Here is a 16653-nt window from a genome sequence, read left to right as displayed (position 1 = left end):
TTAAGATACCTGTTGTATTCACTATTTGGTTTTGAAGTATACCTAAAAACATATAAGGGCAGTTTTACAAAAAAACATATCCTCGACCTTATTTTATATAATACAGATTTTCCTCATTCAATTTTATACAGCATGGAAAGATTATATAAATATTTTTCAAGGTTACGGGCTGAAAGCCTTCCTGAAAACTATGAAAAACTTGAATTTCTGATTGGCAAAACCATGAACAACATTAAATATAGCAATGTGCTTGATATTGACATAAAAGAATTGGATGCTTTTTTATTTCAAACAAGACTTGACCTTTTTGAAATCTCCGCAACCTTTAGTAAAACTTATTTTGGTAATTCTTAATACATCACAATGCCTTCTTTTAAAATAAAACATGTTACACTTTATTCTTACTCATCTACTGTTATAGATTGTACTAACCAGATTATGTTGTATCCGGTAGTCGATAGCCTGTTGGAAGTACGGAACCAGGTAATTAAAATTTCACATGATCCCGTGGTAGAAACCTTTGTGGATTATTTCGGAAATCATATTGGTGTCTTTTCTATTATTAAGCCGCATAAAAGTTTAATAATAGAGTCTGTTGTGGATGTTATAACCAAACCTATTACGTTCCCAATTGATGATATGAATGCATCGGACCAATGGGAACTGCTGAAAAATTTAAAACACCATACTGCATATATGGATTTTTTGAAACCAGAAATATTTCCTTCCAGTACTGAAATAAAAAATATATTGAATGATTTTGTGAATGAAGAAAATACTCCTCTGCAAAATGCAACCGCCCTTTCTGAATATGTTTATAATAACTTCACGTATCAAAAAGGTATCACTAATGTAGAATCTAAAACGGAAGAGGTATGGCAATTGAAGGCAGGCGTTTGCCAGGATTTTGCGCACATTTTATTAATTTTTCTTCGCATGTTTCAAATTCCTTCGCGATATGTAAGCGGTTATATTTGTCCTAAGGATAAAGAAATGCGTGGCGAAGGCGCAACCCATGCGTGGGTGGAGGCTTACATTCCCAATTACGGATGGCTGGGTCTTGATCCAACGAACAACTGTGTTGTAAATGATGGCCATGTTCGCCTTGCCACCGGGCGAGATTTTGCAGACTGCACTCCTGTAAAAGGCACTTATAAAGGATCAGGCGACCACAAACTGGAAGTATTTGTAGAAATACATGATGGAAACTCAAATAAAAAATTTGAAAAAAATGGTGCGCCCAAGTTTAGTTACCAAACAAAAAATCCAGGCGAACCTGTTAACTCTTACAGGTATTTTATCGAGGCACAGCAGAAGCAACAACAACAACAGCAACAATAACAATAACAATAAAATAACAATAGTAACAAGCGTTCAGCCGTTTAACTAACTTTGATGGTTAAACGCATTCACACCTTAAATTGCAAATATGAGCTATACAGCTGGTACAAACCGATACGATCAAATGCAATACCGCCGCTGTGGCAATAGTGGCGTGATGCTGCCATTAGTTTCCCTGGGCCTCTGGCACAACTTTGGCGAGATAGATGATTTTGAAAATTGCAGAAAAATTTTGCACACCGCATTTGATAACGGTATCACACACTTCGATCTTGCCAATAACTATGGCCCTCCGCCGGGCGCCGGTGAAACTACTTTTGGAAAAATATTTAAGAAAGATTTTAAACCCTACCGGGATGAATTAATTATTTCATCGAAGGCGGGTTATAAAATGTGGGATGGTCCTTATGGCGATTGGGGCTCTAAAAAATATCTCGTTGCAAGTCTTGACCAAAGTCTGCAAAGAATGGGGTTGGATTATGTTGATATCTTTTATCACCATCGTCCGGATCCTGACACTCCATTGGAAGAAACTATGACAGCACTCGATCTTATCGTGCGACAGGGTAAAGCTTTATATGTTGGCATATCAAGCTATCAACCGGCCGAAGCAGAAAGAGCAATAAGGATGTTGAAAGAATTGGGCACGCCATGTTTAATCCACCAGCCAAGATATTCAATGCTTGATCGTTGGGTTGAAGATGGTTTATTAGATGTTTTAGGAAGAGAAAAAGTAGGTTGCATTACGTTTTCCTCTCTTGCGCAGGGAATACTTACCAATAAATATTTAAAGGGAATTCCAAAAGATTCGAGAGTAGGAAGACATTTGGAAAACGGTGCTATAACTGAATCACAGGTTTCTAAAGAAGTTATAGAAAAGGCAAAAAAATTAAATGCAATCGCTACAGAAAGAAATCAATCGTTGGCTCAAATGGCTATTGCGTGGGTCTTAAAAGATGACCGGATTACTTCAGTAATTCTTGGTGCCAGCAAACCAAAGCAGGTAACTGATGTAATAGGAGCTATAAAGAATTTCAATTTTTCAAAAGAAGAATTAGAACGTATTGAAAACATTCTCAAGGAATAAATTACTTTACCAACCTTAGTACAATTACATCGTGAGAAGGCAGCATTGCCGTCAACGGCTTTTGCGTGTCACCCATATTATTCATCGCCCAAAGATTCCTGATCTTATAAGAGTGTTCATTGGCATTCATTGTCTTATTGAAAAGTGTGTCAGTAATAACCTCAGCCTTCCAGTTAAAATTTACTTTCATTGGAGAATGTGACCTGTTCAAAAAACAAACCGCCCAATCATCGTTGCTTAAAGGTTTCACGTAAATTTCCAGGCTGTCTTTAGATTTATATAAAAATCCTTCCATGCCTGCCGCATCCTGGTCTATTGCTATAATTTCTTTATTAGTAAGAATAACATTCGTTTCTTTTGTCATTTTTCTTAAATCGTTTCCGGCAATCAATGGTGCTGCCAGCATGCACCACAATGAAAAATGAGACCTATCTTCGGCTACGCTCATACCGTTACCTACCTCCAGCATATCAGGATCGTTCCAATGGCCCGGGCCTGCATATTTTCTCAAGCCTTGTTGAAGATCGACAATTGGCATTACGCCTAATTGTTTCCAGGTTCCATGATCTATAACACCGTCGAAGAGTGCTGAAATATCACCGGTTGTCCGCCAAAGCTCGCCTACATTTTCTGCCCATTCCCATGGTTTATTAGTTCCCCATTCGCAAAGGCTGAATACAATCTGACGCCCTGCCAGTTTTAATGCCTTGCTCATTGTGTTATAGGCTTCCTTCGCATTGATTCCATCAGCATAACACCAATCAAATTTTAAATAATCAATGCCCAGCGCTTCATAAAATCTTGCATCCTGGTATTCGTATCCTCTCGTGCCCGGAAAGCCTGCACAGGTTTTTGTTCCGGCGCAATTGTATAGTCCAAACTTCAAGCCTTTTGAATGAACATATTCAACCAAAGCTTTCATTCCGTTTGGAAATTTTTTCGGATCAGGAACGAGATCGCCAGTAACCTTATCTCTTTCCATCGCCATCCATCCATCATCCAACACAAGGTAAGTGTAGCCTGCATCCTTCATGCCCGAAGAAACCATTACGTCTGCTATCCCTCTTACTAATGAATCGCTGATATTTGTCTGGAAAGTATTCCAGCTATTCCATCCCATTGGCGGCGTCATAGCAAGCCCGTCATATTTTTGCGCATATAGTTTGGTACAGCTAACAATCAACAGTGCGAAGAAGAATTTAAGTTTCATAATCAACTTTTAATATTAATAAACAACTGTTTTATCTACAGTAAACAAGGCGGTTTGATTGGCAATTGCAATTTTAAAATCACCCGCTTCAAGTGTTTTTTTATTATCGCTATTTACAAATGCCAGGTCTTTTAAAGGAAGTTTAAATGTTACTGTTTTAGATTCTCCCGCTTTCAAATCAACTTTCTCAAATCCTCTTAGCCTTTTTACATCTGGTGTGAGCGAGGCAATGAGATCAGAAACAAACAATTCAACTACTTCCTTACCGTCACGGCTACCCGAATTTTTAACGGTCACATTTATAGTTGCGGTTCCGTTAGGTGAATAAATTTTCTTATCAATAGTTAGATTGCTGTATTCAAAAGTTGTATAGGATAATCCGAAACCAAATTGGTATTGCGGATTATAATCTCCGCCCTGCGGATTGCCCTCACCTTCCGAAGGTTTGTGAATGTATGGAACCAACGAATTTGTAAAACGCGGATAGGTAATGGGCAGTTTACCACTTGGATTTACATCCCCTGTAAGAATATCCGCCAGGGCGTCGGCGCCATAATTGGAAGGAAGATAAATATCAAGAATGGCCGCAGCTCCGGGTTCCACATCATTAATGATTCTTGGCCTGCCTTCGTTTAAAATAAAAATTACTGGTTTACCTGTTTTGATCATGGCACTTGCTAATAAAAGCTGGTTACGGGATAAGGTCAGATCGTCCAGGTTACCGGGTGTTTCAGTATAACTATTTTCCCCGATGCATAATAAAACGTAGTCAACTTTTGCAGCGGCGCTTACAGCAGCGTCAATATCAACAATTGAATCCTGGTAATATTGTCCTTGCATATTATAGGCAACGCCCTTTTCATATAAAACATTGGTAGGCCCAAATTTTTTCTGAACTGCTTCCAAAATCGTATGATACTTTTCAGCATACTCGTCAGTTTTTTCTCCCTGCCAAGTATAGGTCCATCCACCATTTAATGTGCGCATAGAGTTTGCGTTAGGACCGGTTACCAATACTTTCGCAGTTTTAGGTAATGGCAATACATTGTTTGTATTCTTAAGAAGTGTTATAGATTCGGCGGCAGTGTTATAAGATGCTTTCTCAAATTCCGCGCTTCCAAATTTTGGATAATCCTTTAAATAGGTAATTGGAGTATCGAAGAGTTTCAATTCTTCTTTAACTCTCAATATTCGTGTAACCGCATCATTTATCCGACCCATGGAAACTTTGCCCTCTTTAACCAAAGCGATTAAATCAGTGCAGAATTCCTGGTAATTGTAAGGAATCATCGACATATCAATACCCGCATTAATGGCTAGCATGATGGCGCCTTTAATGTCTTTTGTAATATGGTCACGCCTATAAACATTTTCAATATCCTGCCAGTCGCTTACAATAAATCCAGTAAAGCCCAGTTCGTTTTTGAGGATATCAGTAAGGATATGTTTATTGATGTGCGTAGGTATTCCATTAATTAAAGCGGAGTTGACCATAACGGTCCTTGCATTTGCGTCTACGCATGCCTGAAAGGGAGGCAAATGGTATTCACGCAAATAATTCTCAGGTATCCATGCGTCCGTTCTGTCGTGGCCCGATTTTGGGTCGGAATAAGCCATATAATGTTTAAGACTAACAACAAGCTTTTCTTTGCTTCCTATTGGGTCCTGAACACCGTGTACAAATGCAACACCCATTTGCGAGCTTAGATAGGGATCTTCGCCATAATCTTCCCAAATACGCGGCCACTCCGGATTTGTGCCTAAATCCAACACAGGTGAATAAGTCCACGGCACGCTCGCCGCCCTCGACTCGTACGCTGTGATTACGCCGGCATTAAAAATCAGTTGCGGATTCCATGTTGCCGCCTGGCCAATTTCCTGCGGAAACAAAGTTGCACCGGCAACGTAGTTGACACCGTGATTGTCGTCTAATCCATATAAGATCGGGATTTTTAACCTGGTTTCTTTAGTCGTGTTTTGTATTTTTTCAATAATGTTATTCCATTGTTGAGCATTTTGCAAACCGGGTGTATTGAGGATTGACCCGATTTTATAATTAATAACCGCTTTCTTAAAAGTATCCTGTTCAAAAACAAAATTTCCATTTCTTATCTTTCCCAATGATTCAATTGACACTTGTGCCATTTGACCCACTTTTTCCTCTAATGTCATTTGCTTTAACAAGGCACTCACTTTCGCATCGATGGCGGGATCCTTTGATTGCTGCGCTTCAGTTATTATAGGCAATGCCGCAAAGGCAATGATTAAAAAAAGAATTGATCGTTTGCAGTTACATACGCATCTCATATTTAGCTCGCTTGGTTTAAAAATCTTTATTAAAAATTTCAGTTGAATTATTTTATTGCATCACTGTTACTTACAAACGCAATTTTTTTGCTATCCGGGGACCATGATGGGGTGTTTATAGAGCCCTGTCCTCCATATAAGTATGCAATCACTTTAAGATCACCGCCGGAGGCAGGCATCATGCGCAAGTAAACATGTTTGTAAAAAGGGTGCTCGTCTGGGTTGATATCTTTTGAAAATGATAAACACACAATCCACTTGCCATCGGGAGAAGCATGTGCAAACCAGTTGTTGTATTCATCATTAGTCAATTGTTGCTGATCACTGCCATCGGTGTTCATGCGCCACAGCTGCATGAGGCCATTCCTGGTTGAATTGAAATAAATGTATTTTCCATCGGGACTAAATTCTGACCCATCATCGAGACCGGGAGATTTGGTGAGTTGGATTTCTTCGCCACCAGCGGAAGGAATTTTATAAATATCAAAATCATTATTTCGTTGACCCGTAAACGTTAGCCATTTACCATCCGGCGACCAGCCATGAAAATAAGAAAGAGCTGTCGGGGTAATTTGCTTTGGAATTCCACCATTTATTGGAACGGTATACACCACAGAATTAATCTTACCGTCAGGACTTTTGGCACTTAATCCAAGCATCTTGCCGTCAAAAGAAATTACATGATCGTTATTATTGCTTTTCACATTACCGGTATTGATCAAGACAGACTTGTGGGTTTGAAGATTAAACCGATACATTAATCCTTCCGTATTGTAAATCAAACTTTTTCCATCGCGTGTCCAGTTAGGTGCCTGCAACGATTTTGGCGAATTGTATAAAATTTGGCGCTTACCTGTAAATACATCCATCGTTTCAATGCTGCTGCCGATATAATCTTTATAAGGAACAAAGTCGTCTTTGGCAGGAACAATAACTCTTACATTATCGAACGATACTTTTTCTACAACGTCTTTATTGTGGGAGCAGATAAATAGCCCGACATACACATCATCACCCAGGTCAACATCTGTTATTTTCTGCGTTACAAAGGGCTCACCAAAATGAGCAACCGACATGATGTATTGAGTTCCTTTTCTTTCCAATTGAATTACATCAGGCGCACTAATGGTAAACTTTGTTTCTTCAACATTTGTTTTATCCATTTTCCTGTATTGAAGTGACGTGAGTCCATCCCCATGAATTGTTGCCGCAACCATCGGTGATGTGCTATCAACGTTTGCACGCACCATCCATCCGAATTTTCGGTGTTCTTCTACACCTTTACCAATAAGATGGCCTCTTGCCTGCAGGATAAAATTTCCTTTCATCTTTTTCCAAACATAATGAAAGTCATCGTGGGTGAACCAAATGTTGGTCCCGGACCCGGATAATAGATAATCTCCGGTAGAAGAATTATAAATTCCACTGCCAGCATGTAATATTTTACCTACATCATTTTGCCCATCAAATTCGCCCAACTTTTGTGAAAATGAATTTATTCCGGATAATGTGCTAATGGTCAATAATAAAAATTTTAAGCGTGAAAATTTGAATTGCATAATTTAAGATTTAATAATCTGAATAAGAAGTACCGTGCATTAAAATACTATCGATATGAGAAACAGAAACTTTATTTTCATTGGCAGGATCCGCAGATATTTCTTTCCATTTTGCGTCATTGCCAAAAACTTTCCATTGCGCATTTCTCTCTTCTACGCTATTAAAGATTGGCATGTACATAAGATTAGGCATATGACTTCCTGATAAAACGCGTCCATAAAAAACAGGATTGAACCCAAGCCTATTAAAAATATTTATTTCATCTTTATTAAACATCGCCATCTTCTTTGCCAACAAATTTTCAGTGGGACTTTCATAACTTCTTAGTTCGAAAACCCTGTCTGCATTTTTTGTAGCTGGCAATAATAATTTCTGCTGCGCTTCAAATGCTTCCAATAAAATAGATTCCATTCTTTCGTAAGGAGCAGCGTCGGCTGGGGCCGCAAGAAAATCTTTTGCAGCGGCTGCATAGGTAACATCTTTTAAAAGATTTTGGTCGATCTTCAACCATTCTTCTTCAGATTTAAAAGGTATCAAAACATAAACTAATTTAACCGAGGCTGTATCATTACCAATTGGTGTAAATACGCCGATATTTTTTACGTTAAACCGATGCAATGCAGGCAGGTAATCATTTTCAAGATAATCGTTTACCTGTTTTAACTGAGTATCATTTTTACAATGGTAAATTTTTATTTGATATAAATCACGAGGACCTTTTGCAAATGAGGATAAAGAGAAGGTTAGGAACAAAGCGGCTATAAAACCAGCTTTAATTGTAGCAATCATTTTTTTATAAATTAAACTGTTATTAAATTTTAAACTAAATTCTTTTTTATATAGTTGATACTTTTAGTAATGCTATCGAACGGGGAACCGGGGCATTTATCTTCTTCTACAAAAAAGTATTTCATTCCGGCCAGGTTTTTATATTTGAAAATTTCTTTAAAATCGATGACCCCGCTTCCTACTTCAGTAAAATTTTGTTCAGGCGTATTGTCCATGTCTTTTACATGCCACAATGGAAACCTCCCGGGATGTTCATTAAAAAGTTTAATAGCATCCTGCCCTGCTTTTTTTACCCAGTACAAATCAATTTCCATCTTCACAAGGTTTTTATCGCTGCCTAATAAGATGTCGTAAGGATAAGTATCTCCCTGCTTTTCAAATTCGAAGTTATGGTTGTGATAACATAGCTGGATACCCGATTTTTTACATCTTTCTCCGGCAATATTTAACTGATCTGCCACATATTTATAATGATCTAAAGTACCACGCTCTTTTTCGTCAAGCCATGCACAAACCATATATTTTAGTCCTAGTTCTGCTGCATCATTTACAGCTTTATCCCAATCGTGCAGCATGGTGCCCTTTACAATTTCACCTTTATCTTTTACCTCACCTAAGCGGTAATGACTGCTTGGCATTACAAGGCCATTCTTTTTTAATACTTTTTTAAATGCAGCCGGGCTCATACCATAAAATTTTTCAGTACCCGTGTAAGTAGCGCCTTCTACTGAGGTATAACCAATTTGAGCAACCCTGGCCAGTGTAGCTTCAGGATCCTTTTCCATCGCGTCTCTCACCGTATAAAGCTGCAATCCTATTAACTGCGATTTAGGTGCGAATGCAGATGGGGCCATATATAATCCTGCAGAAAGTATTGAGGTTGATTTTAAAAAACTCCTTCTTGTAGCCATCGTATTAAATTTAATAATTGAATGAATAATTAGCCGTCCAATTTACTCATTTTTAAGCAGCGGTCTGTTTTATTATTTATAAAAAAACTATTCTGCATTTTTCAGTGTCACTTTTTTATCACCGGTAGCATTATCTATTCTTTTTATCAACTCAATACTAGCCCTGCTGTTATGATACGGGCATTTCCAAATTCCCACCTTATCTTCATTCATTACAATATAATTTTCTTTAACGCCCCAAAACCATTCACCATTTTTTTTATCAATAATATGGGCTTTGATGAACTGCCAGCTTTTTATGGATCTTTCCAGGTAATTTTCATTACCTGTAATTTGCCATGCATTGAAAAAGCCTATCATGCTTTCAGCCTGCGGCCACCAATGCTTTTCTTTAACGAGCCTACCTCCATTCACATCATATTCGTACCATAAGCCGCCATCTTTGTCAAGCCCCTCTGTTGCAGCATTTGCTATTTGCACAGATTGCATTTTTACTTTGGTTGTCAAATGGCTGTCAGCAATTATTTCCGCTGCTTCCTGCACCAGCCACGCCGCTTCAATATCATGCCCATAAGAAATAATATGAGACTTTACATTCCATCGTTCATCAAAAAATAAATTGAGATGATGGGTATTTTTATCGATGATACGATTGAGAAAAATATGGATTAATTCTTCAATGCTGCTTTTTAATTCTTCGTGTGGCCATATACGGTAGAGATTGGCAAAACCTTCCAGCACATGCAAATGGGTATTCATCGATTTTTTTTCATTGGCATCCTTTTCGCTCAGGCGCAAATCTTCTATAGTATTCCAGTCAGTAGACAATGCTTCGATATAACCGCCATCCGTCCTATCATGACTATGCTCAACAATAAGATGGTACAGTTTTATAGCATCTTCTTTTGCCCTTTCATCTTTAGTTGCCAGGAAAAATTCACTCAGCCCATAAATAGCAAATGATAACGCATAGACGTGTTTTTTTGTACCTAATGGATTTCCTTTGTAATCAACACTCCAAAAAACGCCGCCATTTACTTCATCGATAAAAAAATCACTGATATACTTAAAAGCCCGCCAGGCGGTATCTAAATATATCTTATTACCAGTGAGATTGTAAGCTGCTGAAAATGTCCATAATATCCTGCTGTTTAAAACTGAACCTTTCGGGGCATCGGGAAATGTTTTATTAGAATTATCCAACCTGCCATAAAATCCTCCAAACTCATGATCAACCGTATATTGTTGCCAATAGTTTAGAGTATCCGACAACTCATTTTGCAATTCTCGTTCATATTGCTTCAATTGCTCTACCAGGTCAATATCGTTGCTTGTAAGCAAATCCAGATCAAACAATTTTTTTATTAGCATAACCCGGCATCTGCGTTTCTTCGTTGGCGTTATATTCTTCTTCGAGGTTTTTATAAATAATATCGGTTACTGTTTTCACAGATGCCTCAGAAGTATAGCCATCTTCGGGTGTATTGATAACATAATCCAACAGTTTTTCAATTGTTGTTACCGCAACATGAGTTCTTAAATCAGAAGACGCGTAATAAATGAAAACTTTTCCGTCCTCATCGGCAATCCAACCGTTGCTAAAAATAACGTTGGAAACATCACCTACCCTTTCATCATCTTCGGGCGCTATGAAATAGCCACCTGGTTTATTTATTATTTTTGTTAAATCATTTAGATCCGTCATGAACATATATAGTACGTAGCGAAGGCCGGCCGCGGTATTTCTTACGCCATGTGCCAGGTGCAACCAACCTTTTTCGGTTTTAAGAGGAGCGGGGCCGGCGCCATTTTTTGCCTCATAAACCGTGTGATACTTCTTTCTATCAATCACGATTTCTTTTTCAATCACCGCGTTTTTAATGTCGTCGCAAACTCCAAAGCCAATGCCACCACCGTTTCCTGCGTCTATAAAACTATCTTGCGGCCGCGTGTAAAAGGCATATTGATTATTATAAAATTCCGGATGCAACACTACGTTTCTTTGTTGTGGCGAGCTGGTTTTTAGGTTGGGAAGCCGTTCCCATTCTACGAGGTCCTTAGTGCGGGCTATTCCACATTGAGCTATAGCTGCCGACTGATCGCCTTCGGGTGCCGTTTCGTCTCTACGCTCTGTGCAGAAGATTCCATAAATCCATCCGTCTTCATGTTGAACCAAACGCATGTCATATATATTGGTCTCCGGCTCATTTGACGAAGGCAATAAAATTGGATAATCCCAAAATTTAAAATTATCTATCCCGTTATCACTTTCCGCTACAGCAAAAAAAGATTTCCTGTCTGCGCCTTCCACTCTTGGCACCAACACATATTTATTGTGGAATTTCATAGCCCCCGAATTAAAAACAGCGTTTATGCCGAATCTCTCCATAAAAAAAGGATTCGTTTTTTCATTGAAATCGAAACGCCACGTAAGTGGTGTATGTGCCGCCGTAAGTACAGGGTTCTCAAAACGTTCATAAATTCCATTGACAGATCCAATCGGATTGTTTTTCTTAATGATCAAGCCATCAAAAGATTTCTTTAAAGCATTTACCCTGTTTTGAAAATATGTGCTCATTTTTAAATGATTGCTTTAGATAAAATTTTTATGTTTTAGTCTTCTAATTTATTCCACCATGTTCTTTTAAGTATTATCATAATTACTGCAAGTATTATAACGGTTACGAATAGGGGCAGTTTCATCCACAAAACAACATACATTGGTAAAATAGTAAGGCATAACTGAGCGATGATACCCAACATTACATTAAACATATCAAGCTTAAACCTCTTGTTAGCCACAAAAGAGGGGTTCTCATTTACTACCAATAAATGTATAGGTTTCCAAAACCCCCACGGGCGAACTGTTTTGTAAAAATTTATTAATACATCTGTTTCTGTTGGCGGTGCTGCATAAGTACCAACAAGACAACCAGCAATTGATATTAGAAACAGAACCGGGAAATAATAAAGAAATTGTATTCCATCGAAAAACCTTGAAAATACCAATGCTCCGGCTATTCCGGCAAGCATTCCCCAGAAAAATCCATTGGCATTAAAACGCCACCAATACCATTTAAGAACATTGGAAGCTATGTAACCACCATAAAGGCCGGAAACAATCCATTGTAAAATACTGTTGACATCTTTTGTGAAAAATCCAAGCAGGACTCCAATGGCAACAACAACTATTCCTGAGAGATAGTTCATATAAATAACTTTTTTATTTGGCGCATTGGGATTAATATATTTAAGATAGATGTCGTTTACAATGTAGGCCTGGGCTGCATTCATAGTTCCTGAGAAGGTTCCCATAAATGCACCCAACAACCCCGTGAGAACTAAACCTAAAATTCCAACGGGTAAAAAACTATTAATGGCGCCAGGTAAGATTCTTTCAAAATCTGTGTGTCCTATCCCATCCGAAAGATCGAGCTGATTAAAATATAATAATGCAAGAACAGTTAAACCAATAATCATTAAATACCTTATTGGCAACAGCACAATGGAAACGAATCCCGTCATCTTGGAAGCTTCTTTCGGCGATTTGGTTGATAATATTTTTTGCATATCATAATTTGGTGCGGGCCCGGCTAAACTCGAAAAAACTCCTTTAAATAGCATCATCATAAAAAAAAGTCCGAAAAGACCATAGCCATCACCAGCAATTTTTTTATTGGCGTCTGCAATAATGCCCGACCAGTTTAAGTTTAAATGCCAGCCGAAAAATGGATTGCTCCAGCCTTTGGGCACATTTAATGTATGGCCTTGTAAATGCAAAAAAGCAATTATCGCAATAGCCACGCAACCAACGGTCATTATAATATATTTGATAAGATCGCCCAAAACAATACTACGCATGCCACCGAGAATAGAATAAAACATGGCGAAAAGCGTAAATATTATTCCGTAAAAATGGGCCACGTATTGAGGAGCTATATGAAAAGGAATATAAGGTTGGACTAAATTAAACGGAACAAAAATCTCTATAAACTTTCCGAGTCCTATAAAGCCATAGGCGAGAAATCCGAGGCAGCCTATTAAAGCAAAAGCTACTACTACACTATGAGAGGAAGTTACACCCCTGCCTTTAAGTCCAAAGCGGGTTGCGAGCCATTCTGCGCCGGTGTCGGCATTGGAACGGCGTAGCCATTTCGCTAAAAACATCATATTAAATACCTGGTTGAACACGGGCCACAGCCAGGGTATCCAAATACTCTTTAATCCATAGATAAAACACAAAGACACCATCCACATAGTGCCGCTTATATCGAACATATCTGCCGCATCGCTTAACCCGAGTAAATACCACGGCAGTTTCTTTCCGCCCATTAAATAACTTTCCTTGTTCCGCCTTGCTTTTTTGCGCAGCAACCAACCCAGCATCAACATCATCATAAGATACAGGGCAACTATTGCAATATCTATAGCTCGTAATTTCATTTGGGCTTCTGGCAGGTGAATATAGTTTTAAGAAATAAAATTTCAGGATATCCTTCAAGTACTAATTAATTAATTACCGGCCAGTCTTTCATGATTCAGCGCCGCTTTGCCAGGCCGTTCAGCAATGCAATCATTTTTCATTTTGCTTTCCCGGTAAAGGAATGAATGAGAGCCCAGGTACTTTCATCTGAATCAAAAACGGTGTTTAACCCCTGCTCTTCCATGGGCGGATCGCCCATATATTCATCACCTTCTTTCCACATAATTTGCCCCTTTATTGGCCGGGCAGTACCGCCAAATGCCCAAAAATTAACACCTGCCAGCACTCGGTTAGTACGCTTACTTTTCAACCATTCTTTAAAGATAGTTTTGTAATAAGTATCACGATAAGTTGTAGGAGAATTGATATCAAATGAATGACCATCTCTTGGCAAACCAAATTCTTCAATCACTAATGGCTTATTTAATTCCTGTGCAATTTTTCTGTGTGCATCCAGGTACGCAATTGTTTTGCTTATAACGCTATCCATTCCGCCGGCAATGTCCTGGCCCTTGAACCACGACCAGTTTTTGGGCCAGATATGAATCGTTAGATAGTCAATGTTTTTATAGCTATTAATTTCTTTATACAATGCGATACTTTCGGTGCTCATGTATCCTTCTGTACCTGTTGTAACCAGGTGGTTCAGATCAAGTTTTTTTATGTAATCCGCAGTACTCCTAATAAATTTTATATATGATTTTACCGCATGAGACGCCATAGGTCTTGGTTCGTTAGCTATTTCCCAGGCCATAATTGCGGGCTCTTCCGAATATTTCTTATGGTTGATAGTATTGGTATGGCTAACGATATATTTAACCTGGTTAAAGTATTCGGCTTTACATTTTTCGCAATCATAAAATTTGCTGGTGTATTCACCCAGTGTGCTCCAGGGTATATTAGAATTAAACGCCGAATCCGGAATCAATCCATTCCATTTGAGGTATTGAAGAAATCCACCGCTCCAGTTCCAGTTATTACTCAGGTAAATTACTGCTGTCATTTTTCTTTTACTTAATTCAACCAAAAGTGCGTCCATCCCTCTCAAAAAGTTGGGATCAAAAACACCTTCCTCCGGCTGTATCGGAGGGCCCACCCTACGCACCCCATTTATCAAACCACTGCCTTCTGAACCACCTAACACGCGAACATTTGTAACTCCATTCTTTTGCAAAAAGTCAAGTTCTTTTCTCAACCTGTCAATCCCATTTTTCTTATCTTCTTTAAGAGCGAGCAGGCCTCCATACCAGTAGTTGGTTCCAATGTAATAATCAGGTTGGTCGTTACGATAAAAGTGGCTTCCTTTAACTCTTATAAAGGAAGATTGAGCCGATGTGAATTGAATAAAAAAAAGACTGAATAAAAATAAGAGCGCACTTTTCGCCATATTAGGAATTTAATTTTCTATAAACCAGGGGGAATTAAAGAAGCCAGATAAAAAGGATTGGTTAAAACCATTTAAAAACAGTACCCAAGTTCTATTTGGAAAAATCTGCAATCGTGTCATTAGAGTTCAGGTAGCCATTATCATTCGTTTCAATCCAATCTTTTATTGTTTCAAAAGTATTTAAATTTCCATCTTTCAATTAATACTATTTTACCTTTTCATCATACTTTATTACTTTATAATAATTTATTTTTTTTGTCTAAGTCCCGCATTTGTATAAAATTTATTAGATTAAATTAGAATTTTGTTCCTGATATTTTATTAATGTATTTTTAACACCTAGCGATTTTGAATATGAATCACTCCACCAAAATACTAAGAGAAATTACCCCTCTTACCCAAAGTGATTGCTTCACTATTTTTTCAAGAACCAAAAGAGAATTTGATTTTCCCCTTCATTTTCATGATGAATATGAATTGAATTTTATTCAAAATGCAGCAGGTGCAAAACGTGTTGTTGGCGATCATATGGAAGAGATTGGCAATATCGAGTTAGTGCTGATAGGGCCGAACCTGCAGCACGGATGGTTTTCCAATAAATGTAAAGGAAAACTGATCAAAGAAATTACCATTCAATTTCACCGCGATCTATTTGATGAAAAGTTTTTACAACGCAATCAAATGAGTTTTATAAGAACTCTTTTGAAACGATCCACAAGAGGTATATTATTTTCGCGTGCCACGGCCACATCTATTATGCCCAGACTAGTACAGCTACCATTAAAACATGGGTTTGACTCCGTTCTGGAATTAATGTCAGTTCTTCACGATCTATCAACTTCTCGAAATTTAAGAACCCTTTCTGATTTGTCATTCAATACCGAAACACCTTCGTACGACAGCCGCCGGATAGAGAAGATTATGACATTCTTAAATAATAATTTTAGTGAAAACATTACATTAGGTGACGCCGCAAAAATTGCAGGCATGGCGGAAGTATCGTTGAGCAGGTTTTTTAAATTCAGGACAGGAAAAACGTTTATTGATACATTGAATGAAGTACGCCTTGGTCATGCATCACGGATGCTGATCGACACAACAAACAGCATAAACGAAATTGCTTATAAATGTGGGTTTAATAACATGTCTAATTTTAACCGGATTTTTAAAAAGAAAAAAGACAGCACACCAAAAGAATTCAGGCAAACTTATACATCTAACGGTGTAAGGAAATTTGTGTAAGTCTTTCGTACTTTTTTATGTTTGATCACGAAAGTCCTACAAAAGAAGCAGTACAATATTACTCTTGTCGTTGATTCTTGCCGGAGCAACTTATTACACGTCAACCATCTTCATTTTTGGCGCCAGCAGATGCATAATTAACCACGCAAAAAGGTAAGCAAATCCGCAAATGAAAAACATAATATAATATCCCGCTTCGAGATTGCCCATCAATTTATATTTATCAAATAGCAGGCCTGCCAGTAATGCTATCAGTATACCTCCTACTGACCCGGACATACCGCCAAGGCCTGTAACTGATGCGACTGTTTTTTTAGGAAACATATCTGACACAGT

At 38.2% G+C, this 16653-nt stretch carries 13 protein-coding genes and 1 pseudogene; 4 read left to right on the top strand and 10 right to left on the bottom strand.

All coding sequences use genetic code 11. The features are described 5' to 3' along the window. From ACO1O5_RS07490 to mgrA, 3 genes are all read left to right on the top strand, one after another. The coding region (locus ACO1O5_RS07490; protein WP_486269217.1) for an alpha-E domain-containing protein at positions 1-354 on the top strand (354 nt) is incomplete at its 5' end. A gap of 9 nt (positions 355-363) precedes the next feature. Further along, positions 364-1341, top strand: a complete 978-nt coding sequence (locus ACO1O5_RS07485; RefSeq protein ID WP_486269216.1) for a transglutaminase family protein — start codon at positions 364-366, stop codon at positions 1339-1341. A gap of 88 nt (positions 1342-1429) precedes the next feature. Beyond that, entirely contained in the window at positions 1430-2428 is a 999-nt protein-coding gene (mgrA, locus tag ACO1O5_RS07480; RefSeq protein WP_486269215.1) for an L-glyceraldehyde 3-phosphate reductase, read from the top strand. A gap of 1 nt (position 2429) precedes the next feature. Here the strand turns inward: mgrA and ACO1O5_RS07475 are convergent, their stop codons facing one another. The 9 genes from ACO1O5_RS07475 to ACO1O5_RS07435 form a co-directional block, all read right to left on the bottom strand. After that, complete coding sequence (locus ACO1O5_RS07475) at positions 2430-3638, bottom strand: glycoside hydrolase family 27 protein (RefSeq protein WP_486269214.1); 1209 nt, start codon at positions 3636-3638, stop codon at positions 2430-2432. A 15-nt stretch (positions 3639-3653) separates the two neighbouring features. Next, complete coding sequence (locus ACO1O5_RS07470) at positions 3654-5945, bottom strand: glycoside hydrolase family 3 N-terminal domain-containing protein (RefSeq protein WP_486269213.1); 2292 nt, start codon at positions 5943-5945, stop codon at positions 3654-3656. Positions 5946-5992: 47 nt separating this feature from the next. Next, positions 5993-7504, bottom strand: a complete 1512-nt coding sequence (locus tag ACO1O5_RS07465; protein WP_486269212.1) for a TolB family protein — start codon at positions 7502-7504, stop codon at positions 5993-5995. A gap of 10 nt (positions 7505-7514) precedes the next feature. After that, positions 7515-8294, bottom strand: a complete 780-nt coding sequence (locus ACO1O5_RS07460) for an NIPSNAP family protein (protein WP_486269211.1) — start codon at positions 8292-8294, stop codon at positions 7515-7517. A gap of 29 nt (positions 8295-8323) precedes the next feature. Next, on the bottom strand, positions 8324-9205 hold the full coding sequence (locus ACO1O5_RS07455; RefSeq protein WP_486269210.1) for a sugar phosphate isomerase/epimerase family protein: 882 nt from the start codon (positions 9203-9205) through the stop codon (positions 8324-8326). Between the two features lie 87 nt (positions 9206-9292). Beyond that, the gene (locus ACO1O5_RS07450) at positions 9293-10576 is read right to left on the bottom strand and encodes an AGE family epimerase/isomerase (protein ID WP_486269209.1); all 1284 of its coding nucleotides are present in this window, start codon (positions 10574-10576) and stop codon (positions 9293-9295) included. Next, positions 10554-11783, bottom strand: coding sequence for a glycoside hydrolase family 130 protein (locus tag ACO1O5_RS07445; protein ID WP_486269208.1), 1230 nt, complete (start codon positions 11781-11783; stop codon positions 10554-10556). The genes ACO1O5_RS07450 and ACO1O5_RS07445 overlap by 23 nt, the downstream gene beginning before the upstream one ends. Before the next feature lie 35 nt (positions 11784-11818). Further along, complete coding sequence (locus tag ACO1O5_RS07440; RefSeq protein ID WP_486269207.1) at positions 11819-13648, bottom strand: sodium:solute symporter family protein; 1830 nt, start codon at positions 13646-13648, stop codon at positions 11819-11821. Positions 13649-13785: 137 nt separating this feature from the next. After that, a complete protein-coding gene (locus ACO1O5_RS07435) occupies positions 13786-15075 on the bottom strand; it encodes a glycoside hydrolase 5 family protein (protein WP_486269206.1) in 1290 nt (429 codons plus the stop codon). Between the two features lie 354 nt (positions 15076-15429). On the opposite strand from ACO1O5_RS07435, the gene ACO1O5_RS07430 reads away from it, so the two are divergent. Next, positions 15430-16317 (top strand): AraC family transcriptional regulator, encoded by an 888-nt coding sequence (locus ACO1O5_RS07430; protein ID WP_486269205.1) that lies wholly within the window; start codon positions 15430-15432, stop codon positions 16315-16317. 93 nt (positions 16318-16410) lie between these two features. On the opposite strand, the pseudogene ACO1O5_RS07425 reads toward ACO1O5_RS07430, so the two are convergent. Beyond that, positions 16411-16653 (bottom strand): annotated as a pseudogene (locus ACO1O5_RS07425) (MFS transporter); the annotation flags it as partial.

This window comes from Ginsengibacter sp. (assembly GCF_057362405.1).
This window is presented reverse-complemented; position numbering and strand designations above follow the sequence as displayed.